This window comes from Prauserella endophytica (assembly GCF_005146945.1).
Taxonomy (GTDB): Bacteria; Actinomycetota; Actinomycetes; order Mycobacteriales; family Pseudonocardiaceae; genus Prauserella_A; species Prauserella_A endophytica.
Genome location: NZ_SWMS01000020.1, coordinates 37746 through 62802, shown reverse-complemented (window position 1 = coordinate 62802; position 25057 = coordinate 37746). Strand labels below are relative to the sequence as shown.

General features: G+C 73.2%; 21 protein-coding genes. 6 read left to right on the top strand and 15 right to left on the bottom strand.

The window, feature by feature from the left end:
- Positions 1-31: 31 nt before the first annotated feature.
- Positions 32-1039: a stage II sporulation protein M gene (locus FCN18_RS28575; protein ID WP_137096560.1), complete on the top strand. Its 1008-nt coding sequence runs from the start codon at positions 32-34 to the stop codon at positions 1037-1039.
- A gap of 281 nt (positions 1040-1320) precedes the next feature.
- Here FCN18_RS28575 and FCN18_RS28570 read toward each other — a convergent pair whose 3' ends face one another.
- The 5 genes from FCN18_RS28570 to FCN18_RS28550 are packed head-to-tail and all read right to left on the bottom strand — an operon-like array spanning position 1321 to position 6227.
- Positions 1321-2616 carry a DUF58 domain-containing protein gene (locus FCN18_RS28570; protein ID WP_137096559.1) on the bottom strand — a complete coding sequence of 432 codons (1296 nt, stop codon included), beginning with the start codon at positions 2614-2616 and terminating at the stop codon, positions 1321-1323.
- The gene (locus FCN18_RS28565; RefSeq protein WP_112276081.1) at positions 2616-3575 is read right to left on the bottom strand and encodes an AAA family ATPase; all 960 of its coding nucleotides are present in this window, start codon (positions 3573-3575) and stop codon (positions 2616-2618) included. The genes FCN18_RS28570 and FCN18_RS28565 overlap by 1 nt, the downstream gene beginning before the upstream one ends.
- On the bottom strand, positions 3572-4651 hold the full coding sequence (locus tag FCN18_RS28560; RefSeq protein WP_137096558.1) for a DUF4350 domain-containing protein: 1080 nt from the start codon (positions 4649-4651) through the stop codon (positions 3572-3574). The genes FCN18_RS28565 and FCN18_RS28560 overlap by 4 nt, the downstream gene beginning before the upstream one ends.
- Positions 4648-5274 (bottom strand): DUF4129 domain-containing protein, encoded by a 627-nt coding sequence (locus FCN18_RS28555; RefSeq protein ID WP_112276077.1) that lies wholly within the window; start codon positions 5272-5274, stop codon positions 4648-4650. The genes FCN18_RS28560 and FCN18_RS28555 overlap by 4 nt, the downstream gene beginning before the upstream one ends.
- A complete protein-coding gene (locus FCN18_RS28550; RefSeq protein WP_112276074.1) occupies positions 5271-6227 on the bottom strand; it encodes a hypothetical protein in 957 nt (318 codons plus the stop codon). Before FCN18_RS28550 ends, FCN18_RS28555 begins: the two co-directional genes overlap by 4 nt.
- A 130-nt stretch (positions 6228-6357) precedes the next feature.
- Between FCN18_RS28550 and FCN18_RS28545 the strand changes: the two genes are divergently transcribed.
- Positions 6358-7452 carry a neutral zinc metallopeptidase gene (locus FCN18_RS28545; protein WP_113644877.1) on the top strand — a complete coding sequence of 365 codons (1095 nt, stop codon included), beginning with the start codon at positions 6358-6360 and terminating at the stop codon, positions 7450-7452.
- A gap of 118 nt (positions 7453-7570) precedes the next feature.
- On the opposite strand, the gene FCN18_RS28540 is transcribed toward FCN18_RS28545, so the two are convergent.
- The 4 genes from FCN18_RS28540 to FCN18_RS28525 all read right to left on the bottom strand — a co-directional run bounded on the left by FCN18_RS28540 (position 7571) and on the right by FCN18_RS28525 (position 15622).
- Positions 7571-8011: a hypothetical protein gene (locus FCN18_RS28540; protein ID WP_112276070.1), complete on the bottom strand. Its 441-nt coding sequence runs from the start codon at positions 8009-8011 to the stop codon at positions 7571-7573.
- A 107-nt stretch (positions 8012-8118) separates the two neighbouring features.
- Positions 8119-9123: a potassium channel family protein gene (locus FCN18_RS28535; RefSeq protein WP_137096581.1), complete on the bottom strand. Its 1005-nt coding sequence runs from the start codon at positions 9121-9123 to the stop codon at positions 8119-8121.
- Positions 9124-9201: 78 nt separating this feature from the next.
- Positions 9202-12405 (bottom strand): ATP-dependent helicase, encoded by a 3204-nt coding sequence (locus tag FCN18_RS28530; protein WP_113644878.1) that lies wholly within the window; start codon positions 12403-12405, stop codon positions 9202-9204.
- Between the two features lie 34 nt (positions 12406-12439).
- A complete protein-coding gene (locus FCN18_RS28525; RefSeq protein WP_407675798.1) occupies positions 12440-15622 on the bottom strand; it encodes an ATP-dependent helicase in 3183 nt (1060 codons plus the stop codon).
- Positions 15623-15710: 88 nt separating this feature from the next.
- Here FCN18_RS28525 and FCN18_RS28520 point away from each other — a divergent pair, with 88 nt between their 5' ends.
- Together FCN18_RS28520 and FCN18_RS28515 are read left to right on the top strand one after the other, a co-directional pair.
- Complete coding sequence (locus FCN18_RS28520) at positions 15711-16001, top strand: MGMT family protein (protein ID WP_112276066.1); 291 nt, start codon at positions 15711-15713, stop codon at positions 15999-16001.
- A gap of 14 nt (positions 16002-16015) precedes the next feature.
- Positions 16016-16864 carry a siderophore-interacting protein gene (locus tag FCN18_RS28515; RefSeq protein ID WP_137096557.1) on the top strand — a complete coding sequence of 283 codons (849 nt, stop codon included), beginning with the start codon at positions 16016-16018 and terminating at the stop codon, positions 16862-16864.
- A gap of 78 nt (positions 16865-16942) precedes the next feature.
- Here FCN18_RS28515 and FCN18_RS28510 read toward each other — a convergent pair whose 3' ends face one another.
- A complete protein-coding gene (locus FCN18_RS28510) occupies positions 16943-17749 on the bottom strand; it encodes a uroporphyrinogen-III synthase (RefSeq protein WP_137096556.1) in 807 nt (268 codons plus the stop codon).
- On the bottom strand, positions 17742-18707 hold the full coding sequence (locus tag FCN18_RS28505) for a helix-turn-helix transcriptional regulator (protein ID WP_112276060.1): 966 nt from the start codon (positions 18705-18707) through the stop codon (positions 17742-17744). The genes FCN18_RS28510 and FCN18_RS28505 overlap by 8 nt, the downstream gene beginning before the upstream one ends.
- Before the next feature lie 61 nt (positions 18708-18768).
- On the opposite strand from FCN18_RS28505, the gene FCN18_RS28500 reads away from it, so the two are divergent.
- Positions 18769-19170 carry a DUF3224 domain-containing protein gene (locus FCN18_RS28500; RefSeq protein ID WP_112276058.1) on the top strand — a complete coding sequence of 134 codons (402 nt, stop codon included), beginning with the start codon at positions 18769-18771 and terminating at the stop codon, positions 19168-19170.
- Positions 19171-19179: 9 nt separating this feature from the next.
- Entirely contained in the window at positions 19180-20298 is a 1119-nt protein-coding gene (locus FCN18_RS28495) for a winged helix DNA-binding domain-containing protein (RefSeq protein WP_137096555.1), read from the top strand.
- Positions 20299-20371: 73 nt separating this feature from the next.
- On the opposite strand, the gene FCN18_RS28490 is transcribed toward FCN18_RS28495, so the two are convergent.
- The 4 genes from FCN18_RS28490 to nirB are packed head-to-tail and all read right to left on the bottom strand — an operon-like array spanning position 20372 to position 25018.
- Entirely contained in the window at positions 20372-21046 is a 675-nt protein-coding gene (locus FCN18_RS28490; RefSeq protein WP_137096554.1) for a sirohydrochlorin chelatase, read from the bottom strand.
- A complete protein-coding gene (locus FCN18_RS28485; protein ID WP_112276052.1) occupies positions 21043-22161 on the bottom strand; it encodes a uroporphyrinogen-III synthase in 1119 nt (372 codons plus the stop codon). The genes FCN18_RS28490 and FCN18_RS28485 overlap by 4 nt, the downstream gene beginning before the upstream one ends.
- A complete protein-coding gene (nirD, locus tag FCN18_RS28480; protein ID WP_113644884.1) occupies positions 22158-22502 on the bottom strand; it encodes a nitrite reductase small subunit NirD in 345 nt (114 codons plus the stop codon). The genes FCN18_RS28485 and nirD overlap by 4 nt, the downstream gene beginning before the upstream one ends.
- Entirely contained in the window at positions 22499-25018 is a 2520-nt protein-coding gene (gene nirB, locus FCN18_RS28475) for a nitrite reductase large subunit NirB (RefSeq protein WP_137096553.1), read from the bottom strand. Before nirB ends, nirD begins: the two co-directional genes overlap by 4 nt.
- Positions 25019-25057 lie beyond the last annotated feature (39 nt).

Below are 25057 nucleotides of genomic sequence, written 5' to 3'. Positions count from 1 at the left end.
CAGGGGCCAACGGATCGGCAGGGGTGTTCGCGTGGATCTGGATGTGTTCGTCGCCGCGCACAACGCCGAGTGGGACCGGCTGGCCGAGCTGGTCTCCCGCGGCTCGCGGCTGCGGGGCACCGAGGCCGACGAGCTGGTGCGGCTCTACCAGCGCACCGCCACCCACCTGTCGATCCTGCGCTCGACCGCGCCCGACCCCGCTCTGCTGGCGCGGTTGTCGGCGCTGGTGGCGAAGGGCCGCTCCGCGGTGACGGGCACCCACAACCCCGCCTGGCGCGAGGTCGGGCTGTTCTTCTCGCGCCGATTCCCCGCGGCGGTGTACTCCAGCCGCGCGTGGTGGGGAGCGACGGCGGCGGTGTTCGTGCTGGTCACCGGAGTGCTCTCGGCGTGGGTCGCCGGTGACGAGCGGGTGCGGGCCACCATCGCAGCGCCCGAGGAGATCCGCGCGATGACGCAGCCGGGCGGCGCCTACGAGAGCTACTACTCCAGCGGGCCCGCGGGTTCGTTCGCGGCGCAGGTGTGGACCAACAACGCGCAGGTGGCCGCGGCGTGCCTGCTGCTCGGCGTGCTGCTGTGCGTCCCGGTGGTGCTGGTCCTGTGGCTGAACGCGCTGAACCTGGGCGTCGGCATCGGGCTCATGGCGTCGGCGGGCCGCGGCGAGTTCTTCCTCGGCCTGCTCGCCCCGCACGGGCTGCTGGAGCTGACGGCGGTGTTCGTGGCCGCGGGCGCGGGGCTGCGGCTCGGGTGGACGGTGATCGACCCAGGCGGCAGGCCCAGGTCGGTGGCGCTAGCCGAGACGGGGCGCGCCGTGGGCGCGATCGCGCTCGGCCTGGTGTGCGTGCTGCTGGTGTCCGGCGTGATCGAGGCGTTCGTGACGCCATCGGGCCTGCCGACGTGGGCCAGGGTGGGCATCGGCTGCCTCGCCGAGGCCGCGTTCCTCGCCTACGTGTTCGTGTTCGGTAGGCGCGCGGCGGCCGAGGGCGAGACGGGCGACGTGGACGCCCGGCACGCCGGGGACACGCTGCCCTCAGCCGGGTAGCGACGCGCGGCCGGGTAGGGACGCGGCCGGGTACCGACACGACCGAATAACCGCGCGGCCGGGTAGCCCCGCGATCGGATGGCCCCGCGGCCGGGTACCGACACAACCGGATGGCCCGGGTACCGACGCGACTGGGTAGCGACGCGCGGCCGGGCCGCAGCCACGAGCCCATTCGCGGCGGCATCGTCCTCGAGGGGCCCCGCGACGCCGCGAGCATCTGGGAGCAAGGGAGCTTTGCTCCCGTTTTCCGGCAGTAAAGCTCCCTCGCTCACCCACGGCGGTCAGAGCCGGCCTGCCGCCTTGAGGTCGAGGTAGCGGTCGGCGAGCGCGGGCGGCAGCCGGTCCGGGACGGCGTCCACCACCTCGGCGCCGTGGCGGGCGAGCAGCGCGGTGACGTGTGCGCGCTCCGCGAGCGTGCGTTCCGCCGCGGCGGCTCCGTACACGGCGTCGGCGTCACCCCGCCCGCGCGCCAGTTGGGCGACGGCGGGATCGGCGACGGCGGCGACCAGCAGCCGATGCCGCGCGGTGAGGGACGGCAGCACCGGCAGCAAGCCCTCCTCCAGTGGCGCCGGGTCGAGCCCGGTCAGCAGCACCACGAGCGAACGGCGCCGCGTCCGCCGCAGGACCTCGCCGACGAGCCCTCGCGCGTCGGACTCCACGAGCTCCGGTTCCAGCGGAGCCATCGCCGTCACCAGCGATGGCAGCAGCTGCGCGGCGGCGACCCCCTGCACGCTCGCCCGGACCCCGCGGTCGTAGGCGAGCAGGTCCACGCGGTCGCCCGCGCGCGAGGCCAGCGCGGCGAGCAGCAACGCCGCGTCCATCGCCGCGTCGAGCCGGGTGCCGTCACCGATCCGGCCCGCCGCCGTGCGCCCGGTGTCGAGCACGAGCAGCACGTGCCGGTCGCGCTCGGGCCGCCACGTGCGCACCATGACGTCCGCGGTCCTGGCCGTGGCCCGCCAGTCGATGGAGCGGACGTCGTCGCCGAGGACGTACTCCCGGAGCGAGTCGAACTCGGTGCCCTGCCCGCGCACGTGCGCGGCGCTGCGGCCGTCGAGCCTGCGCAGCCGGTCGAGCCTGCCGGGCAGATGCCGTCGGCTGTGGAACGGCGGCAGCGCGCGCACCGCCCACGGCACCTCGTGCGAGCCTTGCCGCGCGGCGAGCCCGAGCGGGCCGACGGCGCGCACGGTGACGCGGTGCGCGAGGCGGTCGCCGCGCCGGGTGGGCCGCAGAACGGTCGTCAACGTCCGGGCCTGCCCCGGTGGCACGGCGACGCGGTGACGGTCGGTCTCGGCGCCAGCGCTCGGCTGCCACGCGTCACGCAGCACACCACGCACGGTGCGCCTGCCGGGGTTGGTCACGCGCAGGCGGACCTCCGCCCGCTCCCCGAGTCGCACCGACGTCGCGCCGTCGCGCGAGAACGTCAACGCCCGCACGCTGCCCGCGAACAGCAGGTCGGCGACCACACCGGCGAGAATCACCGCGCACACCGCGAGCACCCCGGCGAGCGTCGGCGCGAGCAGCGCCACGACGAGCGCGCCGGCGAGTGCCAGCAGTGGGGTGCGTGCGGTGAGCGCCATCAGCGGGGCACCGGGACGGTCGCGAGCAGGCGGTCGAGCAGGCCGTCGGCCGTCGCGCCCTCCAGCTCGGCCTCCGGCCGCAGCTCGACGCGGTGCCGCAGCGCGGGACGGGCGAGCGTCTTGACGTCGTCGGGGGTCACGTAAGCGCGGCCGGAGAGCCACGCCCACGCCCTCGCGACCGACAGCAGCGCGGTGGCCCCTCGCGGCGAGACGCCCAGCCGCACCGCGGGTGCCTCGCGGGTGGCGCGGCACAGGTCGACGACATAGCCCGTCACCTCGGGGCCGACGGTCACCTCGCGCACCGCCGCCCGCGCGGCGGCGAGCTCGCCCGCGCCCGCGACGGGCCGCACCCCGGCACCGGCGAGATCGCGTGGGTCGAAGCCCTCGGCGTGCCTGGTCAGCACCGCGATCTCGTCCTCTCTGGACGGTGCGGGCATCGTGAGCTTGAGCAGGAACCGGTCGAGCTGCGCCTCCGGCAGCGGGTAGGTGCCCTCGTACTCGACGGGGTTCTGCGTGGCGATCACCACGAACACCTCGGGCAGCTTCCGGGGCTCGCCGTCGACGGAGACCTGCCGCTCCTCCATCGCCTCCAGCAGCGCCGACTGGGTCTTCGGCGGCGTCCGGTTGATCTCGTCCGCCAGCAGGAGGTTGGTGAACACCGGGCCCTCGCGGAAGGAGAACTCGGCGGTGTGCGGGTCGTAGACGAGCGAGCCCGTGACGTCGCCGGGCATGAGGTCGGGGGTGAACTGCACGCGCGTGGTGCGCAGGTCGAGCGCCGCTGCCAGCGTGCGCACGAGCAGCGTCTTCGCCACGCCGGGCACGCCTTCGAGCAGGACGTGTCCCCGGCACAACAGCGCGAGGATCAGTCCGGTGACGGCGGCGTCGTTGCCGACGATCGCCTTGGCGACCTCGGAGCGCAGCGCGATGAGCGACTGCCGGGCGTCGTTCGATGCGGTCACAGGCGAACCTCGTTCTCGAGTGCGTCCAGTTCGTCGGCGAGCCGCACGAGGGCGGCGTCGTCGGCAGGGGGCGGACCGTACAGCAGCGCTGCGGTGTCGCGGCCGGTCCGTGCCGCGATCGCCGCCACGACGGCGGCCGGTTCGGCGTCGCAGGGCAGGCCCAGCGCGGACAGCAGCCGCTCGATGCTCGCGCGGCGCAGTGCCTCCGCGGCGTGGTCGGCGGCGCCGCCCCTGCGGTAGAGGCGCGCCCTGCCCTCGACGGTCTCGGCCGCGCGCACCACCACCGGCAGCGGCTCGCTGACGACGGGGCCGAGCCTGCGGGCACGCCACAGCGCGAGCAGCACCGCGGCGACCCCCACCTGCGCGGCGCCGAACACCCAGGCGTCCGGCAGCAGGTCCGTCAGCGCCTCCTCGCCGCGCAGCGCGGGGTCGCCGGGCGAGGGCAGGTACCAGACGAGCCGCTCGTGCCCGCCGAGCACGCGCAGGGCCAGCGCGGCGTTGCCCTCCTCGTCGAGCCGGGCGTTGGTGAGCGGGGCCGGCCCGCCAAGCACGGTCACGGCCCCGTCGGTCGCCAACGCGCCGTCGTAGCACGTGAGCACCGCGGCGTAGTCGGTGCCGCCGAGCGTCACACCCCCTGCGGCGACGGCGGCGGGCAGCGCACAGCCGGGCCGCCGGACCTCCTCGGCGAGCGGTCCGACCTCGGCGATCCCCGGCGCGACCGCGTCGAGCGTGTCCTGGGAGGGCGCGAGCAGCACCACCGAGGCCGCCTCACGGGTCAGCGTCCGGAGCGTGCCGGGGTCGACCAGGTCGGGCCGGGTCACGAACAGCGTCGCACCGCGCGCGTCCAGGCCCCGGCTGGAGTGGCGGGCCTCCACGGTCACACCCTGTGCGCCGAGCAGCCTCGCCACGGCGCGGCTGCCGTCCTCGGTCGCCGACTCCGGGTCGAGCGCGCCGCCGTCGCCGCTGCGCGACAGGCTCAGCACCACGGCGGTGGCGAGCACCGCGAAGACGATCACGAGCGGCGCTCTCGCGGCCCGCCACACGCGTGCGGCGTCGGGCGAGACCGAGGTGCTCACCGGGCCACCGTCCTGAGCTCGCGCACGGCGGCGTCGAGCGCGGCGAGACGTTCGACGCCCTCGGCCGTGGCCGCGCTCCCGCCGTAATGCACCTGATCGAACAGCACGGCCGCGGCTCTCAGCTCGCCGGCCGAGCCGGGCAGCAGAGCCCCGGCCTCAGCGGCGACCTCGGCGGCGGTGCGCCCGGAACGCTCGTCGAGCACCCCGCCTTCCTCCAGCCCACGCACGATCGCGCGGAACCACTCGCGCACAGCCTCGGCGTGCTCGCCGTCCGCCCGCGCCCGTTCGGCCGCGAGCCGGTGGGCGGCGGCCGTGCGGACCGGACCGGAGAACACCTCGGCCCGGCGCGCCCGCCGCCGTCGCACGATCTTGCCCGTGCGCAGGCGGACCACGGCAGCGAGCACGACGAGCAGCACCAGGAACAGCACCAGCCCCGCCACGCCGCCGGGCGCCCCGTCGAGGGCGCCGAAGAAGTCCGCGAGCAGGTCGGCGACCCAGTCGACGACGCGCTCGACCGGACCGGGCCGCGCCTCCTGGTACACCCGGTCGGCCAGCTCATCGCGAGCGGCCCGCTGGGCCTCGTCGCGACCGACGTCGACCGGGACGTCGGCGAGTCCGATCATTCGCCGCCGGCCGCGCGCGCCAGCTCCCTGTCGAGTCCCTCGCGGCGCATGCGCTGGTCGATGTAGAGCAGCGCGGTGACACCTGCCGCGAACGGCACCGTGATGGTCTGCGCGATCGCCCTGCCCAGCTCACCGATCAGCAGGTCGCCGGTCGAGGCGCCCTGACCTATGTCGGCGCCGCCCGCGAACCCGAACGGGATCTGGATGATGAAGCTGATCACGAACGTGATGATCAGGGCTACGAGCAGGATACCGAACACTCGCCACCACGAGCCGCGCACCAGGGCCGTGGAGCGGCCGAGCGACCTGCCGACCTTGCCCCGCTCCAGCACCAGCGCGGGCGTGGCCAGGCTCAGGAACACGTAGGCCACGATGCCGGGGACGATGAAGAGCACCGTGCCGACCGCGACGATCAGCGCTACCAGCAGGGTGAGCCCGAGCAGCGGCAGCAGGCGCGGCCGCAGCTCCTCCCACGCCTCGGCGAAGGTGATCGGCTGGCCCAGCACGGCCTTGCCGACCACGACCATCAGCAGACCGGTGAGGAAGGTCTGCGTCACCATGGTCACGATCAGGATCACGGCGTTGACCGGCAGGGTCTGGCGCAGGGCCTCCCACAGCGCGTCGAGCTGCTCCTCCTGCGTCGCGTTCGGGCTGAGCATGACCTGCTCGACCGAGCCGAGCAGCCACATGTCGGCCAGGAGGAAGAGCACCGCGCTGATCAGGGCGACGACAGCCGAGGAGCCGAACACGATGCCCGCGTACTTGCGCATCGTGCCGATCGCGCCGTCCAGTATCTCGCCGAGCGCGAGGGGCCGGAGCGGGATCACGCCAGGCTGCCCCTGCGATCCGCCGCCCGCGCGGGGGTTCTGCGGATACTGGGGGTACTGCGGGTACTGCGCGCGGCGGGGCTCGTCGCCGGAGTCCGGCGAGGACCAGCCACTGGGATCTGTCATTGAGCAATCCTCGCATTTCGTAGGAACCACGCACGTCGTCGGTGCCGCCCAGATTAGGCAAGCCGCACCCCGGTGGCTCACCCGCTCGTTATGCTGAGCCGGAAATCGATCTAGGCGTCGGGACGAGCACATGACACAACCGCCGCAGGGCCCCTACGGTCCCCAGTGGCCGCAAGGACCACAGGGGCCGCAGCAGCCCCCGGCTCCGCATCCGTACGGGCAGGCCGGGTACGGGTACCCGGGCTACCCGCCGCGGAAGCCACGCGGTCCCCTCATCGTGGCGTCCATCGGCGGTGCCACTCTGCTCGTGCTGAGCCTGATCGTCGTCTTCACCCTGACGAACGGCCGGGACAACGAGCCGTCGGCCGACGGCGGCTACACCAACAACGCCGCCACAAGCACGGTCGAGTCGACCACCACGACGGCGTCGAGCACCACCTCGACCACCACCGAGAGCAGCGAGACGTCCACCGAGTCCAGCACCTCGGAGGTCGAGCAGGGGCCGAGGAAGATCCTCGCGCTCGCCGACCACCCGATCCTGCAGGACCCCGACGCCGGCCTGCAGAACCTCGCGTGCCACCTCCCCGCGTGGGAGAGCAACCCCGCGGCCGCGGAGGCGTTCTTCACCGCCGCGGCGGGCTGCCTCGACGCGGCGTGGGGGCCGTTCCTCGAGTACTACAACCTGCCGTTCGTGTCGCCGACGCTGCACTTCCCCTCGGGCGGCGGCTTCGACACCCCGTGCGGCACGATCGAGGTGGGCATCGCCACGGCCGCCTACTACTGCGAGAACAACCTGTACGTGCCCTTCGCGGGGCTGCAGACCGAGCAGTACGGCAACAACCCCGGCGTGTACCTGGCGCTGTTCGCCCACGAGTACGGCCACCACGTGCAGGAGGTGGCGGGGATCATGGACGCCGCGTGGGAGGAGATCTACGCGGCGGGCCAGAACAGCCCGGCGGGACTGGAGATGTCACGGCGCAAGGAGCTGCAGGCCCAGTGCTTCTCGGGCATGTTCATGGGCGCGCACGTCGACCGTGGCGGCACGATCACGAGGGACATGTACGACAAGGCGTGGTACGACCAGGAGACCCGCGGCGACGACACGTCCGGCACCCAGGACCACGGCAGCAACCAGAACTACGCGGCATGGTGGCGGGCCGGCGCCTACGACAACCGCATCGTCGACTGCAACACCTTCGCGGCCAGCAGCGCCGACGTAGCCTGACCAGCCAACCCCAGCCAGCCCCAGCCAGCCCCAGCCAACCGCAGTGAAGGCCACCTTGCCTGCGTTGAACGCAGTGATGGTGGCCTTCACTGCGGTTGGGCAGAGTGGCCGGGTTGCGTCAGAGGACCGCGGCCGGGCGGCGGGGGCCCCGGGCGAGGAGGAAGGCGTAGGTGCCGCCCCCCGCGCAGCTCAGCACCAGCAGCGCGAGCCCGACGGGGCGCCGCAGGTCACTGCTGCCCACCGCTGCGTTGGCGAGCTGCACGTCGATCAGCCCTTCGGCCGCCGCGTGGGGCACCGCGATCTCGATCCGCTCGTCCTGGTTGTGCCCGCAGCCGCTGAGGGTGCCGTTGCGGGTGACGCCGTCCAGCTCGAAACGCACGGTCTCCTCGGCGTTCGGCCTGGTGCAGTCGGCAGGCAGCGTGACAGTGGCCTCGACGGTACGCGTGTCGGCGACCTCAGCGGTGCCGAACAGCGAGGGACCCGCCCACCAGGCGGCGAGAACGATGAGAATGCCAGTGGCGGCGGAGACGCCGAGGACCTTCCACGTCAGCGGCGGCATCGGCCGCCCGGATCCATTCGCTCGCTGCCACACGCGGCCAATCGTTCCAGATCATCGAACCGAATCACAGAAAGTGCAGTGCTCCCAACATCACACGACCGGGCACCTCAGCGCGCCGCGTGCTTCGCGGGTGTGACCTTGCGGACGTACAGCAGCCGGTCGCCCCGCTCGATGGCGTCGACCTCGGGCGAGTCCACGCGGTAGAGGCTGCCGTCCCGCACCACTCCGAGCACGATGTCGGGCAGGTGCCGGGGCGAGCCGCCCTCCTCCGACGGCTCCACGGGCCGCTCCGCGATCGCCAGCCCCGTCTCCGGGGTGAGCAGGTCCTCGACCATGTCGACCACGAGCGGCGTGCGCGTCGCGATGCCGAGCAGCCTGCCCGCGGTCTCGCTCGACACCACCACCTGGTCGGCACCGGACTGCTTGAGCAGGTGGACGTTCTCCGCCTCCCGCACCGAGGCCAGGATTCTGGACTTCGGGGCCAGCTCCCGCGCGGTGAGCGTCACCAGCACGGCCGTGTCGTCGCGGTTCGGGGCGACCACGATCGCGCGCGCCCGCTGCGCACCGGCCACCCGCAGCACGTCCGAGCGGGTCGCCGACCCGTGCACGGTGATGAGCCCGAGCGCGCTGGCCGCGTCGAGCGCCGCCTGGTCGGTGTCCACCACCACGATCTGGCTCGGCTCGGCGTCTTCCTCGGCGAGCAGGGAGTTGACCGCCGACCGGCCCTTCGTGCCGAAGCCGACGACCACCACATGGTCCCGCACCCTGTGCCTCCACTTCTGGATCCTCAGCGCCTGCCGCGAACGCTCGGTCAGCACCTCCAGTGTGGTACCGACCAGGACGATCAGGAACATCACCCGCAACGGGGTGATCACCACGATGTTGATCAGCCTGGCGAAGTCGGTCACCGGCGTGATGTCACCGTACCCGGTGGTCGACAGCGAGACGGTCGCGTAATAGAAGCAGTCCAGGAACGACAGGCCGTCGTCGTTAGCGTCGCTGTAGCCGTCCCGGCCGATGTACACGATCAACACGGCCGCGAACAGGAACAGAAATGCCCCGATGATCCGCCGCCCGATCGAGCGGAGCGGGCTGACCTTCGTCTCCGGCATGCGGATGACGCCGACGAGCGCGTGACCGGGCTGGTCGGACAGCGGCTGCCGGATGAGGCGCTTGATCACGCGCGAACCTTAACCGCTTCCCGGGACTCCGCGCAGTAGCTCGCGCAACCCGTCCGCGTCGAGCAGATCCACCGGCCGCACCGTCCGGTCGGGCCGCACGTAGTGGAACGCGGCCCGAACCTTCTCCAGCGGGGCGCCCGACAGGCCCGCCCACGCCAGCCGGTACGCCGCGAGCTGCACCGACAGTGCGGGCAGCTTGCCGTCCTCGGGCACCGTGCCCGTCTTCCAGTCCACGACGGTCCAGCCGCCGTCGTCGTCGGCGAACACGGCGTCCATCCGCCCGCGCACGGTGACCCCGTCGATGTCGGTGGAGAACGGCACCTCCACCTCGTGAGGCGTGCGGTGCGCCCACGCGCTTCGCTCGAACGCCTCCTGCAGCGCCTCCAGCTCGGCGTCACTCGCCTCGCCGAAGTCGGCGGCGCCGGGCAGGTCCTCCAGCTCCAGGAGCCGCTCCCCGGCGAACCGCCGCTCGAGCCAGCCGTGGAAGGCGGTGCCCCTGCGGGCGAAGGCGTTGGGCGGGAACGGCAGCGGCCTGCGCAGCCTGCGTGCGAGCGCCTCGGGCTCGCCGGCGAGTTCCACGAGCTGACTCACCGAGAGCTGACCCGGCAGGGTCACCTGGTCGCCGTCGCCCGACGCGCGCTCCCGTTCCGCGAGCAGCACGTCGGTGTCGGCGATCCACCCGTCCGGGTCGTCGTCCGCGATGGGCAGGTCCAGCTCCTCCAGTGCGGCGAGCACCAGGTCGGCACCCTCACGCACGGCCGCGCGCCGTTCGCCCAGTGGGTCCACCGGCCAGCTCGCGGAGCGCGACGCCGTCACCAGCGGGTTGTCCTCGTCCTCGCCGGGCGGCTCGGCCCAGTGCACGACCGTGCCGACGCCTTCCTCCGCTCTGAGCACGTCGGCGATCTCGGTGAGGAACTCCGAGGGCCCCTTCGGCCGCGCGCTGCTCTCGTTCCACCAGTGGCCGGAGGCGAGCAGACAGTGCTCGGCCCTGGTCAGCGCGACGTAGCAGAGCCGCCGCTCCTCCTCGGCGTGCCGCGCGGCGAACCGCTCCTCGTGGTCGGCGCAGGCGTCGAGCACCTCCTTGCGGTTCTCGTCGCCGTGCAGCCGAAGCTCGGGCAGGTCCTGTGCGTCGCCACGCAGCGCGGCGGGCAGCTCGGGCACGGTCCGCAACCACGACGACGAGCGCCGTTTGCCGGGGAAGGTGTCCTGCACCAGGTGCGGCACCGCCACGACCCGCCACTCCAGGCCCTTCGCGGAGTGCGCGGTGAGCACCTGCACGCGGTCGGCCACCACCTCGACCTCACCGGGCGGCAGACCGTCCTCCGCGTGCTCCGCCGTCGCGAGGTAGTCCACAAAGGACAAGAGGGTGCCGGTGGGCGCGTGCTCGGCGTACTCGGTGACCACGTCGGCGAACGCGTCCAGGTGCGCACGCCCCGCGCTGCCCGGCCTCGCCAGCGCCTCGACGTCGAGCAGCATCGTGCGCTCGACGTCGGCCACCAGCTCCGGCAGCGGCTGGTCGAGTCTGCGCCGCAGCGCCCAGAGTTCCCTGCTGAGCCTGCGAATCCGGGCGTAGCCCTCCTCGGAGTAGCGGGCCGGGTCGCCGGGGTCGTCGATCGCGTCCACCAGCCCGGCCTGCTCGGCGCGCTCGGCGACGAGCACGTCGTCGTCGGCCGACAGCTCTCCCGCCCGCCGCCACAGCGCGCCGAGGTCGGCGGCCGCGAGCCGCCAGCGCGCGCCGGTGAGCAACCGGGCGGCGGCGGTGCCCGACAACGGCTCGGCCAGCACCCGCAGGGTCGCGACGAGGTCGGCCACCTCGGGCTCGTCGAGCAGCCCGCCGAGACCGACGACCTCCACCGGCAGCCCCCGCGCCCGCAGTGCCGCGGCGACCGGGGCCATGTCGGCCCTCCTGCGCACGAGCACCGCGGCCGTGGGCGGCGTGCCCGTCTCCTCGCGCTCGGCGAACCACACCGAGGCCAGCTCGCCGGCGAGCCAGTCGCGTTCGGCCCGAACGTCGGGCAGCAGCGCGCACCGCACGTCGGCGGGGCCGGCGCCGTCGCGGGCCCGCAGGCGCTGCACGCCGAGGCCCTGCGCGCGCAAGGGCTCGGCGACGGCGTTGGCGAGTGTGAGCACCTCCGGCGGGTTGCGGAAGCTCGTCAGCATCCCGTACTCGCGCGCGGGCAGCAGACCTTCCTTGCCGCGCCGGGGGAAGTCCGTGGTGAAGCGGGGCAGGTTGGCCGCGCTCGCCCCGCGCCAGCCGTAGATCGCCTGCGCGGGGTCGCCGACGGCCGTCACCGGCATCGGGTCCGTGCCGCCGAACAGCGACCGCAGCAGCACACGCTGGGCGTGCCCGGTGTCCTGGTACTCGTCGAGCAACACCGCGCCGTAGCGATCGCGCTCCCCCGCGACGACCTCGGGCTGCGACTCGGCGAGCGTGGCCGCGAGCGACATCTGGTCGGCGAAGTCGAGTGCGCCGTCGGCGCGTTTGCGCTGCTCGTACGCCTCGATCAGCGGCAGCAGCTCGAGCCGGAACCGTTGGGCCACCAAAATGTCGTTGAGCGCGACCGGCAACGCCTCCCGCTGCCCCTTGGCCCTCGGCGCGTTCTCGACGATCCGGCAGAGCCATGCCGTGTAGGCCCGCAGCTGCTCCGGGTCCACCAGGTGCTCCCCCAGCTCCCCGGCGAGGCCGAGCAGCTGCGCGGTGACCGATGGCGGCACGCGGTCGGTGTCCAGGTCACTGTCCCACGTGGACACCACGCGGTGCGCGAGCTGCCACGACGCCGTCTCCGACAGCATGCGCACGCCGGGCTGCACGGGCAGCCGCAGCCCGTGCTCGCCGAGCAGGCGGCCCGCGTAGGCATGGTAGGTGAGCACGGTGGGCTCGCCGGTGAGCACGGCCATTCGCCGCTCGCCGCCGGGATCGAGCCGGTCGAGCAGGCCGGACCCGGCGAGGCGGCGCAGGCGGGCGCGCACGCGGTCGGCGAGCTGCCGCGCGGCCTTGCGCGTGAACGTCAGCCCCAGCACGCGTTCCGGCGTCACGAGACCGTTGGCGACGAGCCACACGACGCGCGCCGCCATCGTCTCGGTCTTGCCCGCACCGGCACCCGCGACCACGAGCGCGGGCTCGGCGGGCGACGCGATCACGGCGGCCTGCTCGGGCGTGGGCGGATGCAGGCCGAGCGCGTGGGCGATCTCGGCGGGATCCACGAGGCTCATGGCGCCTCCGCGGGAGAAAGCACGTCGGCGCGCCTCATGGCCCGGTCACCTGCCTGCCCTCGGGCCGCAGCGGGCACGACGAACGGCCGGGGCAGCGGTCGCAGTCCGCGTTCTCCTGCGCCGCGTACTCCGGACCAGCCGTCGCCGCGGCGGCCTGGCGCACCAGCTCGAGCCACTGCCTGCCGCCGTCCTCGTCGAGCGGCGGCTGCGAGCGCTGGGAGGCGCCGGTCTTGTTGTGCGCCTTGGCGACGTAGACGAGCTTCGCACCGCCCGTGGTGCCGCCGTGCTCCGCGAACGCGCCCAGCAGCAGCGCCAGCTGGTAGGCAGCGAGCTGCGGGTGCTTCTCCGCGTCGGCGGCGCTCACCGGCGTCTTGCTGGTCTTGACATCGATGATCACGGGCCTGCCCTGGTTGTCGACCTCCAACCGGTCGACGCGGCCCGCGAGCTTGACCCGCAGCTCGTCGGCACCCGCGGGCAGCTCCACCTCCATGTCCTGCTCCACCGCGAGCTGGGTCAGCTCGCCCCGGCTGTTGCGGAGCCAGGCCAGGAAGTTCTGCACCATCTGCTCGACACGGCGGCGTTCCCGCCGCGAGAACCACGGCGCTCCCGCGTCGACCTTGGCCCACGCGGCGTCCAGCTCCGCCTTGAGCTGCTCGTCGTCGGCACCGCTCGCCGCGGCCTGCGCGAGCGCGTGCACGAGCGTGCCCGTGACGGCGGCCAGCTGCGCCGGATCGCTGCCGCCGTGCCGCTCGAGCAGCCAGCGCAGCGGGCACTTCGCAAGCACGTCCACAGTGGACGGTGAGACGCGGATGAGCGCGTCGGCTGGCCGCAGCGGCTCCTCCGTGCTCGGCCCGTGCAGGCCGTACCACTGGTCCGGATGGGCGCCGGGCACCCCGGCGCGCGCGAGCCGGGCGAGCTGCCGGACGGCGATCTCCCGCCTGCGCGGCTCGGCGTCGGAGTCGCAGGCCACGGACCGCAGCTCGCCGACCAGTTCGGCGAGCACGAGCGAGCGCTCGCGCGTGTAGCGGCGGACGTCGGGACCAGGGTCGTCGCCGCCCTCGTCGATCAGCTCGTCCACGAACCGCGACGGCTGCTCGTCCTCCCCCTGCACGGCACTGACCAGCAGCACGCGGCTCGCCCGGCTCGCCGCGACGTAGAAGAGCCTGCGCTCCTCGGCCAGTAGCGGCGCCGTCGCCGAGAGATGCTCACCATCCACACCGGACAGCAGATCGACGAGCCGCTCGACGCCCAGCAGTGTGCCCCGCAGGCGCAGGTCCGGCCAGCTGCCCTCCTGCGCGCCGACGACGGCGACGACCGTCCACTCCCGACCGGCAGCACCGTGCGCCGTGAGCAGGGAGACACCCTTGCCCCGCGCGGCCGTCGGCGCCAGGCTGTCGCCCGCGATGTGCTGCGAGGTCAGATACTCGGCGAATCCGGCGACGCTCGCCTTGGGCAGCCTGTCGACATAGCGACCCGCGGCGTGGAAGAGGGCAACGACGGCGTCCAGGTCGCGGTCGGCCTGCGCGGCGAGCGAACCGCCACGCGCGATCTGACGGAGCAGCCTGCCCTCCAGCTTGCTGACCTGCCACACCTGCCACAGCACGTCCTCCACGCCGAGTCCCCTGCTCACGCAGTCGCGCGCGGTGGCGAGCAGCCCCCCGACACGGCGCACCGGCGCGGCCTCGGCGTCGGCGAGTCCGGCGAGAATGTCGTTGTCCCGCAACGCCTCCACGAGCAGCTCGTCACTGGAGCGCTCCCCGCCCGCGGCCAGCTCCAGCCTGCGCAGCCCCCGGCGCAGGCGGCGCAGCGCGAGCGGGTCGGCCCCGCCGAGTGGCGAGGAGAGCAGCATCTCGGCGACGTCGACGTCGAGCGCGTCGGGCTCGGTGGCCAGGCGCAGCACCGCCAGCAGCGGGCGCACCCCCGGCTGGCGGGCGAGCGGCAGCTCCTCGGTGGCCGAGGCGATCGGCACACCCGCGGCGCCGAGCGCGCGCTGCAGCACGGGGAACGAGCGCGACGGCGAGCGGACGAGCACGGCCATCTCCGACCACGGGATCTCGTCGATCAGGTGCGCGCGCCGCAGCTGGTCGGCCACCCAGCTCGCCTCCGCGGCCGGGGTCGGCAGCAGCTTGGCGCGCACCACGCCCTCGTCGTCGCTCGCGGGCTGCACCGGGCGGCGCGCGCCCGGCAGGTTCGCGGCCACGCGCGAGACGGCGGCGTGCACCTCCTCGGTCATCCGGTGGCTGCGGGTGAGCGTGATCGTGCGGTCGCCGTCGTCGAGTCCGGCGAGCAGGCGTGGATCTGCGCCGCGGAACGAGAACACGGACTGGTCGGGGTCCCCTGCGACCACGAAGTCGTCGGCCGCGCCGCCGAGCAGCCGCACGAGCCGGAACTGCAGCGGATCGAGATGCTGGGCATCGTCCACGAAGAGGTACCGGATGCGCCGCTGCTCGCGGGCCAGCAGCTCGGGGTCGCCCTCCAGTTCCACGAGCGCGCTCGCCACCAGCTCGGCGGCGTCCAGCGCGGGCGCGCCGGGCTGGCCGAGCGCGTTGCCTCCCGAGCCGAGCAGGAGTGTGACCTCCTCGTACTGCCGCCAGAACGTCCCGGCCGCGACCCACGCCTCACGCTGGTGCTGGCGGCCGAGCTTGACCAGGTCCTCCGGGCCGAGGCCGCGTTCGGCGGCGCGCAGCAGGAGGTCCCGCAGCTCCTCGGCGAAGCCGGGCACGAGCAGGGCGGGGCGCAGGGTCTCTGGCCAGTAGCCGGCGCCGCGTTCGAGGTCACCCGCGAGCAGCTCACGCACCACGACGTCCTGCTCGGGACCGGAGAGCAGGCGCGGCGCGGGCAGGTCCTGGAGCCCGGCCTGCAGGCGCAGCACCGCGAAGGCGTAGGAGTGCACGGTGCGCACGAGCGGCTCGCGGATCGTGCGGCCGCTGTGCTCGGGATCGGCGGTGAGCCTGCGGGTGATGTCGGCGCGGACGGCGTCGGCCGCGCGGCGCGAAGCCGTGAGCACGAGCAGGCTCTCGGGGTCGGCGCCGTTCCGGACGCGTTCGGCGGCGACCGTGGCGAGCAGCGTGGTCTTGCCGGTGCCGGGGCCGCCGAGCACCCGCCGGAAGCCCGAGGGGGCCTCGATGAGCCCGGCCGCGCCGCCCTCCCACACCTGTGGCCGGGGAGGCTGAGCCGACGAGCGCACGAGCCTCGCGTTCAGTCCACTCCTGCTCACGATCTGATGGAACCACGCCGGACCGACGAAACCGCACAGCGCCACGGCAGATCACAGTTGACCAGGGAATTTGCCTAGAGTGTGCACTATGGACGAGGAGCTGCACGAGCGCGTGCGGGAGGTCGTGGCGGCGATCCCGCCCGGCTCGGTGTCGACCTACGGCGACGTCGCCGCGGCGGCGGGCGCGAACACCCCTCGGCTGGTGGGGCGCATCCTCTCCGAGGACGGGCACGATCTCCCCTGGCACCGGGTACTGCGCGCGAACGGCACTCCCGCGCCGCACCTGGTGCACCGGCAGCTGGAGCTGCTGCGCGCGGAGGGCGTGCTCGCCGACGGGCAGCGGATCGATCTCAAGAGGTACCGCTGGCGCCAGTCGTAGGTTAGCCTTGCCTAATGACGACGGCCGCGCCTCAGCTGACCTACCGCTCGCTCCAGGTGACCGCGATCCGGCGGCTCACCCCGCACATGGCCCGGATCACCTTCACCGGCGAACTGGACGGCTTCCTGAGCGTGGCGCCGGACCAGTACGTCAAGGTCTTCTTCCCGCTGCCCGGCGAGGACCGGCCGCAGCTGCCGCCGCCCGTGTCCTCGGACGTCACCTCGTGGTACCGCACCTACCTCGCGATGCCCGACGGCGTCCGCCCGCCGATGCGGACCTACACGGTGCGGGCGCACCGGCCCGAGGCACGGGAGATCGACATCGACTTCGTGCTGCACGGCGACAGCGGTCCGGCGTCGGCGTGGGCCGAGCGGGCAGTGGTCGGCGGCCAGGTCGCGCTGCTGGGTCCGCACGGCCTCTACTCGGTGCCGGAGGGCACGTCGTGGCAGCTGCTCGTCGGCGACGAGACGGCTGTGCCCGCGATCGGCGCGATCGTCGAGGCGCTGCCGTCGGGGTCGGCGGCGCGGGTGTTCATCGAGGTCGGCGACCCGAGCGACCGGCAGGACTTCACCACCGACGCCGACGTGGAGATCAACTGGGTCACCCGCGACGGCTCCCCGCACGGTCAAGCCGTGCTCGACGCCGTGCGCACCGCGACGTTGCCCCCAGGGCGGCCGTACGCATGGGTGTCGGGCGAGGCGGGCATGGTCAAGTTCGCGCGACGGCACCTCGTGCGCGAACGGGGTGTCGACAAGCGGGCCATCACGTTTACGGGCTACTGGCGGATCGGTCGCAGCGAGGAGGACACCGGCCGGGAGAGCCTGCGGCAGATCGACTCCGGCGCTGCTCCCGAGGAGGATTAGACCGCCGTCGGCCTTCGGGAACGCAGAACTCGGCGTCGGGAACGCAGAACTCGCGGGCTGGAGCGGGGGACTCGCGGGTCAGCGGGCCAGTTCGGCCACCAGCAGCTTGACGAGGGCGCCCAGGCGCTGACGTTCGGGCTGCAGGGTCGGCACGTCGAGCGCCGTCAAGGGCGCGGCCGTCACCGGGCCGACGCAGGCGCACACGACGTCCTTGCCGAGCCTGGCCACGAACTCGTCGTGCACACCCCGTTCGCGCGCCAGCGCGAGGAGGTTCGCCGTCGCGGGCGCGCTGGTGAACGCCAGCGCGTCGACCTCCCCCGCCAGCACGCCGTCGATCAGGCGGTGCGCGGGTGTGAGATCGGCGGGCCACTGCCAGCGGTACGGCTGCAGCTCGGTCACCTCGGCGCCCGCCTCGCGCAGCGAGTCGGTGAACTCCGGCAACGGCTGACCATGCAGCTGTACGGCCACCCGCTTGCCGTGCACGCCCTGCTCCAGCACGTGCTCGAAGAGCTCTTGGTTGCTCTCGCCGGGCGCCGACCACTGCTCGGTGAGTCCCCGCCCGCGCACCGCGCCCTTCGCCTTCGGGCCGCGCACGTAGACCTTCGCCCGCGACAAGGTGCCGTGCAGTCGCTCGGCGAGACCCCACTGCTCCGCGGCGGAGAACCAGCCGCGGAACCCGGCGCCCGTCGTCACCGCCGCGAAGTCGACGTCCGCGGCCAGCACGGCCTCCGTCGCGGCCCGGAGCCGCTCGTCGCCGGAGAGCGGGACGATGCTGATCGTCGGCGCGTGCCACACCGTCGCACCGTGGCGCTCCAGCGCGCCGATGAACTCCTCCGCACGCCGCTCAGCGGTGATGCCGATGGTCACTCCGCCCAGCTCACCCATACAGCGCACCCATCCTCGCCACCGCTTCGGCCACCTGTTTCCGGAGGTCGGCGGGCTCGAGCACCTCCAGCTCGGCACCGAAGTGCAGCAGCTCGCCGAGTGCGGGGGCGCCCGGTTCGACCGGCAGCTCCACGCGCGACCATCCGTCCTCGTCGGGCTCGCCGCCGCTCTCGCGCAACGCCCGCGCGCCGACGGCTCCCAGGTAGAACGGTACGAGGTCGCGTCCGAGCGGCGAAAGCCGCACCACGGCAACTCTGGGAAACATCCTGCGCTCGAACTGCTCCGACCACTGCCGCCAGTACCCGGCGAGGTCGAAGCCGTCGGGCCGGACGAAACCGCCGTCGTCGGCCAGCTCGTCGATCCGGGAGACGCGGTAGGTCCGTTCGCTGCCGTCGCACCGCGCCGCGAGGTACCAGTTGCCCGCCTTGAGCACGAGCCCGAGCGGTTCGAGGACCCGCTCGACCACGCTGTCGTCCCACCGCCGGTAGGTCACCTTCAGCCGCCGCGAGCGCCACACGGCGTCAGCGACCTCTTCGAGCCGGTCGAGCCGCTCGATGCCACGGTGCCAGCCGGGAACGTCGAGGTAGAAGCGCTCGGCGACCTGGCCGGCGCGCGTACGCAGCTCCTCCGGCAAGGCGGCGTAGAGCTTGAGCTGAGCCGCGGCGAGCACCGTGCCGAGCCCCAGTTCCGCCGCGGCGACCGGCAATCCGGCCAGCGCCAGCGACCTGGCCTCCTCCTCACTCAGCCCCGTCAACCGCGTGCGGTAGCCGCCGACGAGCCGGTAGCCGCCGGAGCGGCCGCGGTCGGCGTACACGGGCACGCCGGCCTCGGCGAGCGCCTCGATGTCGCGGTACACGGTGCGCACCGAGACCTCCAGCTCGCTCGCCAGCTCGTCGGCCGTCATCCGGCCCCGGTTCTGCAACAGCAGCAGCACCGACAACAACCTGCTCGCCCGCATGCCACAAGTCTCTCGCCAATACCTGACAGAAGATGACAGTCATGGCTGTGAAAGTGGGCCCATGAACGAGAACACCTTCACGATGAAGAGCTGGGACGAGCAGGTCGTGAGCGGTCCCGAGGACGGGCCCCGCTACGCGCACGCCCACGCGACGTTCGCCTACACCGGCGTGATCGAGGGCACGTCGAGCTGCGACTACCTGCTCTACTACGCCACGCCGGGCTACGACGACGGCAACGGGCAGGCCGCGCCGGGCTACGAGCGGATCGAGGGCAGCGTCGCGGGCCGCAAGGGCAGCTTCCTCGTCCGGCACGACGTACGTTACGGAGCGGACGGCATCTCCGACACGTGGTCCGTTGTGCCCGGTTCGGGTACCGGCGAGCTGGCCGGGCTCTCCGGCGCGGGCACGGCGAGCGGCAACTCGGAGACCGTCGACTACACCTTCGACTACACGCTCGGCTGAGGAGAGACGATGCTGGAGGTCGATCGCAGGCAGGTCCTCGCCTACCGGATCGCCGCGCACGGCCTGCACCGCGACGCGCGCGACGCGGCCGAGCTCGCGGTGTTCGACCTCGGCGTGCAGGACGTCACGAAGCGCGACACGGCCGTGCTCGCGCTCGTGGCCCGCCTTCCGGCCGGGGCGGAAACGCTACTCGACGACACGCGGTTCACTCTCGGCTGGACCCATCGCGGCGCCCCGCACTACCACCGCGCCGAAGAGTTCCGCGCCCTGATTCCGGCGCTGGTGCCCCTGGACGACGCCGACGCCGAGGCGCGGATGCTGTGGCAGCGCAAGGAGGTCGTGGCCGCCGGGATGCCGGCGAAGGACGTGCTGCTGACGGCGGCCAAGGCGCTGCGCGACGTGGTGGACCGTCCGATGACCAAGGGCTCTGCGAGCACCGAGGTCACCAAGCGCATCCCCGAGGGTTTCAGCCGGTGGTGCCGGGCCTGCCAGGCCACGCACATCCACGAGCAGCTGATGCGGCTGGCGACACCGCTCGCGGGGCTGCGGCTGGAACCGGGCACGAGCCCGGCCACCCTCGCGCCGCTGGCGAAGCGGCCGCGGATCCCGGCGAAGGCCGACGTCGCGGGAGCGACCCGCCTCGTGGAGACCTACCTGCGCCTGCACGGTCCGGCGACGGCCGCCGACGCGGCCGGGTTCGTCGGAACCACGCGCAAGACGGCCGCCGAGCGGCTGTGGCCGTCCGACCTGGCGGAGGTGAAGGTGGCCGGGCGCACGGCGTACCTGCCCGCCGCGCACGTGGCGGAGCTGGAGAACCCGCCGGAACCGGGCGTGGTGCGGCTCCTGCCGCCGTGGGACCCGCTGCTCCAGGCACGGGACCGCGCGATCCTGGTGCCGGACAAGGCGCACCAGAAAGAACTGTGGAAGATCCTCGGCAACCCCGGCGCGCTGCTGGCCGACGGGGAGATCGCGGGCTTCTGGCGGACGAAGTCGGCGGGCAAGCGCCTTGAATTCACGCTCACCGAGCTGTGGGCACTGACCAGGGCCCAGCGCGCCGAGGCGGAGGCGGAGGCCGAACGCGTGGCCGCCGCCCGCGCCTACGCCACCCCGCGCATCACCTGGACGTGACCCCTCCCAACTGCAGTGAAGGCCACCATGCCTGCGTTCAACGCAGTGATGGTGGCCTTCACTGCAGTTGGGGCTACGCGGCTCGGCGCTCGCGGAGGGCTTCTCGGTAGCGGCGGAGCACCAGGGCGGCGACTGCGGGGTGGGCGCCCAACGGCTCGGCGGTGACGTCCGCGGCCGCGTCGGTCACCCTTCGCTGGAACAGGCCCGGCGCCAGCAGCCACGACGCCACCGCGACCCGCCTGCCCTCGCTGTGAGCCGCCGCGACGACCTCGGCCACCGAGGGGCGGGCCGTCGCCGCGTAGCCGACACGCACAGGGGTGCGCAGCCGTCCGGCAAGGGAGTGCGCCGCCGTGGCGACGTCGCCGCGTGCCCGTTCGTCGCTGGAGCCCGCCGCCGCGAGCACCACCGCGTCGCCGGGCCGACGGCCCGCCTGCCGCAACCGGTCCGTCAGCGCGTCGAGCAGCTCGGGTGCGGGGCCGAACGCCTCGGCCACCACGACGTCGCCGTTGCGGCTGGCCGCGACCTGCGCCGGGATGTCCACGCACACGTGGTACCCGGCGGCGAGGAAGGCCGGTACGACCACCGCGGGTCCGCGCACGGAGTCGAGCACCGTCGTCACGTCGGGCTGCCGGACGTCGGCGTAGGCGATCTCCACCTCGGCGCCCCGCGAGCGCACCAGAGCGGCCAGTTCCTCCGTCACCTTCGGTCCCGCCGGGTCACGGGTGCCGTGCGCGACCAGTACGATCACGCCGACTCCCCCTCGGCGACGACGGCGAGGCGGTAACCGCGCTTGACGACCGTCTGCACGAGCCTGCCCTCGCCGAGCGACGTGCGCAGTCTGCCGATCGCGGTCTCCACCGCGTGCTCCTCTCCTCCGCTGGGCAGTGCAGCCGTCAGCTCGCGCCGGGACACGACCCGGCCCGGCTGCCGCGCGAGCGCGCGCAGCACGGCCATGGGCGCGGGAGCCACCTCGCACAGCTGACCGTCGACGACGGCGGCCTGTCCGCGCAGCTCGATCTGCCTGCCCGCGGCACACAGCCGGGGCGAGCGGGCGATCAGCGCCTCCGAGAGTGTGCGCGCGAGCGCACCGATCCTGGCCCGCTGCGGTTGCACGGTCGGGATGCCCAGCGCCGCGAGGGGTCCCGCGGTGATCGGGCCGACGCACGCCACGAGCACGCGGCGCGTGAGCGCGTCGACGAGCGCAGGCTGCCGCCCGGTCCGCTTCGCCATCGCGAGCATGCTCGCCGCGGCCGGCGCGCTGGTGAACGGCAGCGCGTCTACGGAGCCGTCCAGCACCGCGTCGATGAGCCGGTCGAGCGGACCCGGATCGGTGGGGCCGACCCAGCGGTACACCGGGATCTCCACCACTTCCGCGCCCGCCGAGCGCAGCGAGTCCACGAAGTGCGGCAGCGGCTCACCGTGCAGCTGCACCGCGATCCGCTGACCGTCCACACCGGAGTCGAGCAGGTGCTGCAGCAGCTCCGCGTTGCTCTCCGACGCCGGGGAGTACGCCTCCGAGAGCCCCGCCGCCCGCACCGCGCCCTTCGCCTTCGGGCCGCGCGTCAGCACGTTCGTCGAGGCGAGCCGGTCGAGTAGCGCCTCGCCGAGGCCCCAGCCCTCCGCGGCCTCGATCCAGCCGCGGAAGCCGATACCGGTGGTCGCCACCACGGCATCCACGGGCTCTTCGAGCAGCAGCCTGGTCGCCGCGTGCAGCTCGGTGTCGTCAGCCAGCGGCACGATCCGGATCGCAGGGCCGTAGCGCACGGTGGCGCCCTTGCGCACCAGCAACGCGCCGAGCTCGTCGGCGCGCCTCGCGGCCGTGATGCCGATCGCGAACCCGGCCAACGGCATCACGTCGGTCACGGCGAGCCCACGTGCACGACACCGTCGACGACGCGCACCGGGTAGGTGGCGACGCGCACGGTCTCGTCGTCGAGACACCGGCCCGTGCGCAGCTCGAACTGCTGCTTGTAGATCGGCGAGGCCACCACGGGGAGGCCGCCCGCGTCGCCGACGATTCCCCGCGACAGCACGGCCGCGCCACTGAAAGGGTCCAGATTGGACAGTCCGTAGAACTCGTCGTCCCAGGTGCGGAAGATCGCCACCTGTTCGCCGTTCTCGAGCAGGGCGGCCACCCCGTACGCCCGCAGCACGGCGTCGGCACGGCACACGGCCACCCAGGTCCGCTCGGCCGTCGCGGTCATCGGCTCACCACCTCCGGAACTCCCAGCAGCACGGGCACCTTCTGCTCACGTTCGGTACGGAAGGAGATCGTCGGGTCCGGCGTGCCGGGCGCGTTGACGAAGGACGTGAACCGCGCGAGCTTCTCCGGGTCCTCCAGTACGCCCTTCCACTCGTCGCGGTAGCTCGCCACGTGTTCGGCCATCGCCTCCTCCAGCTCGGCGCAGATGCCGAGGCTGTCGTCGACGATCACCGCACGCAGGTGGTCGAGCCCGCCCTCCATCTCCTCCACCCAAGGCGCCGTGCGCTGCAGCCGGTCGGCCGTGCGCACGTAGAACATCAGGAACCGGTCGATGATCTTGATCAGCGTCTCCGTGTTCACATCGGACACGAGCAGGTCTGCGTGCCGCGGGATCGCTCCCCCGTTGCCGCCGACGTAGAGGTTCCAGCCCTGCTCGGTGGCGATGATGCCGAAGTCCTTGCTCCTGGCCTCGGCGCACTCGCGGGCGCAGCCGGACACGGCGGACTTGAGCTTGTGCGGTGAACGCAGGCCCCGGTAGCGCAGCTCCAGCTCCACGGCGAGGCCGACGCTGTCCTGCTGGCCGTAACGGCACCACGTGGTGCCGACGCACGACTTCACCGTGCGCAGCGCCTTGCCGTACGCGTGGCCCGACTCGAACCCGGCGTCGACGAGCCTGCGCCAGATGAGCGGCAGCTGGTCGACGGTGGCACCGAACAGGTCGATGCGCTGCCCGCCGGTGATCTTGGTGTAGAGCCCGAACTCCTTGGCGACCTCGCCGATCACGATGAGCTTGTCGGGGGTGATCTCGCCGCCGGGGATGCGCGGCACCACCGAGTAGGTGCCGTTGCGCTGCATGTTGGCGAGGAACTTGTCGTTGGTGTCCTGCAGCGTCGCCTGCTCGCCGCCGAGGATGTGCCCGTTGCCGAGCGTGGCGAGGATCGAGGCGACCGCGGGCTTGCAGATCGCGCAGCCCTTGCCCTTGCCGTGCTTGGCGATCAGCTCGGAGAACGTGGTGACGCGCGTGGCGCGGACGATCTCGAACAGCTCGGCGCGCGACTGCGGGAAGTGCTCGCACACGGCCTTGGACTGCTCGACGCCGCAGGAGTCGAGCAGCTTGCCCAGCATCGGCACGCACGAGCCGCACGAGGTGCCCGCGCGCGTACACGCCTTGATCTTCGCAACGCTGTCGCAGCCCTCCTCGGTGACGGCGTGGACGATCGCGCCCTTGGTGACCGCGTTGCACGAGCAGATCTGCGCGTCGCCGGGCAGCGCGTCGACGCCGACCGCGGGGTCGCCGCCACCGACGGGGGAGATCAGCGCGGCGGGCTCGGCGGGCAGCTTGTTGCCGACGAGCGGGCGCAGCAGGTTGTACTCGCTCGCGTCACCGACGAGCACGCCGCCGAGCAGGGTGCCTGCATCGTCGGAGACCACGAGCTTCTTGTAGGAGCCGCTGACGGCGTCGTTGAACACCACTTCCAGCGCGCCCTCGGTGGTGGCGTGCGCGTCGCCGAAGCTGGCCACGTCGACGCCTATCAGCTTGAGCTTGGTGGAGGTGTCGGCGCCGGGGAACGAAGCCTCCTTGCCGAGCAGCGTCGCCGCGGCGACCTCGGCCATCGAGTAGCCGGGCGCGACCAGTCCGTACACCCGGCCCTCCAGCGCCGCGCACTCCCCGATCGCGAAGACGTCGGGGTCGCTCGTCCGGCACGTGGCGTCCACGAGCACGCCGCCCCGCTCGCCGACGTCGAGGCCGCACGCGCGGGCCAGGTCGTCGCGCGGGCGGACACCGGCGGAGAACACGAGCAGGTCGACGTCGAGCTCGGTGCCGTTACCGAGCTTGGCGACGAGCCTGCCGTGGTCGGCCTCGATCGCGTCGGTCGACGTGCCGGTGTGCACGGTGACGTCGAGGTCGGTGATGAGCCTGCGCAGCAGGCTGCCGCCGCCGTCGTCGACCTGCAGCGGCATGAGCCGGGGCGCCATCTCCACGACGTGCGGGGAGAGGCCCATGTCGCGCAGCGCCTTCGCGGCCTCCAGCCCGAGCAGGCCGCCGCCGACCACCGCGGCGGCGGGCCTGCCGCGGCCGTGCCTTGCCCGCTCGACGGCGTCCCGGATGTCGTCCAGGTCCTCGATGGTGCGGTAGACGAAGCAGCCGGGCAGGTCGTGCCCCGGCACCGGCGGCACGAACGGCCGCGACCCGGTCGCCAGCACCAGCGCGTCGTATGGCTGCACGTGCCCGGTCGCGGTCGTGACGCGCTTCGCCTCGCGGTCGACCGCGACCACCGGGTCGCCGAGGCGCAGTTCGACGTTGTCGTCACCGGCGTAGGTGGAGCCGGGCAGCGCCAGTTCCTCGGGGTCCCAGTTGTCTACATAGGACGTCAGCGCGACCCGGTCGTAGGCGGGGCGGGCCTCCTCCCCGAGCACGACGATCCGCCACGTCCCGTCGACGTCGTCGGAGCGGACGGCCTCCACCAGCCGGTGAGCCACCATTCCGTGCCCGACGACAACCAACGTTCGACTCATAGACCAACCTCCGTAGAACTGCCCTCAATGCTCGCCAGT

What these genes read in the sequence shown, in the direction of transcription:
- FCN18_RS28570 (WP_137096559.1), bottom strand. Translation starts at nt 2,616, where the DNA reads ATGGCGCTCACCGCACGCACCCCACTGCTGGCACTCGCCGGCGCGCTC.
- FCN18_RS28555 (WP_112276077.1), bottom strand. Translation starts at nt 5,274, where the DNA reads ATGATCGGACTCGCCGACGTCCCGGTCGACGTCGGTCGCGACGAGGCC.
- FCN18_RS28550 (WP_112276074.1), bottom strand. Translation starts at nt 6,227, where the DNA reads ATGACAGATCCCAGTGGCTGGTCCTCGCCGGACTCCGGCGACGAGCCC.
- FCN18_RS28545 (WP_113644877.1), top strand. Translation starts at nt 6,358, where the DNA reads ATGACACAACCGCCGCAGGGCCCCTACGGTCCCCAGTGGCCGCAAGGA.
- FCN18_RS28540 (WP_112276070.1), bottom strand. Translation starts at nt 8,011, where the DNA reads ATGCCGCCGCTGACGTGGAAGGTCCTCGGCGTCTCCGCCGCCACTGGC.
- FCN18_RS28535 (WP_137096581.1), bottom strand. Translation starts at nt 9,123, where the DNA reads ATGCCGGAGACGAAGGTCAGCCCGCTCCGCTCGATCGGGCGGCGGATC.
- FCN18_RS28530 (WP_113644878.1), bottom strand. Translation starts at nt 12,405, where the DNA reads ATGAGCCTCGTGGATCCCGCCGAGATCGCCCACGCGCTCGGCCTGCAT.
- FCN18_RS28520 (WP_112276066.1), top strand. Translation starts at nt 15,711, where the DNA reads ATGGACGAGGAGCTGCACGAGCGCGTGCGGGAGGTCGTGGCGGCGATC.
- FCN18_RS28515 (WP_137096557.1), top strand. Translation starts at nt 16,016, where the DNA reads ATGACGACGGCCGCGCCTCAGCTGACCTACCGCTCGCTCCAGGTGACC.
- FCN18_RS28510 (WP_137096556.1), bottom strand. Translation starts at nt 17,749, where the DNA reads ATGGGTGAGCTGGGCGGAGTGACCATCGGCATCACCGCTGAGCGGCGT.
- FCN18_RS28505 (WP_112276060.1), bottom strand. Translation starts at nt 18,707, where the DNA reads ATGCGGGCGAGCAGGTTGTTGTCGGTGCTGCTGCTGTTGCAGAACCGG.
- FCN18_RS28500 (WP_112276058.1), top strand. Translation starts at nt 18,769, where the DNA reads ATGAACGAGAACACCTTCACGATGAAGAGCTGGGACGAGCAGGTCGTG.
- FCN18_RS28495 (WP_137096555.1), top strand. Translation starts at nt 19,180, where the DNA reads ATGCTGGAGGTCGATCGCAGGCAGGTCCTCGCCTACCGGATCGCCGCG.
- nirD (WP_113644884.1), bottom strand. Translation starts at nt 22,502, where the DNA reads ATGACCGCGACGGCCGAGCGGACCTGGGTGGCCGTGTGCCGTGCCGAC.
- nirB (WP_137096553.1), bottom strand. Translation starts at nt 25,018, where the DNA reads ATGAGTCGAACGTTGGTTGTCGTCGGGCACGGAATGGTGGCTCACCGG.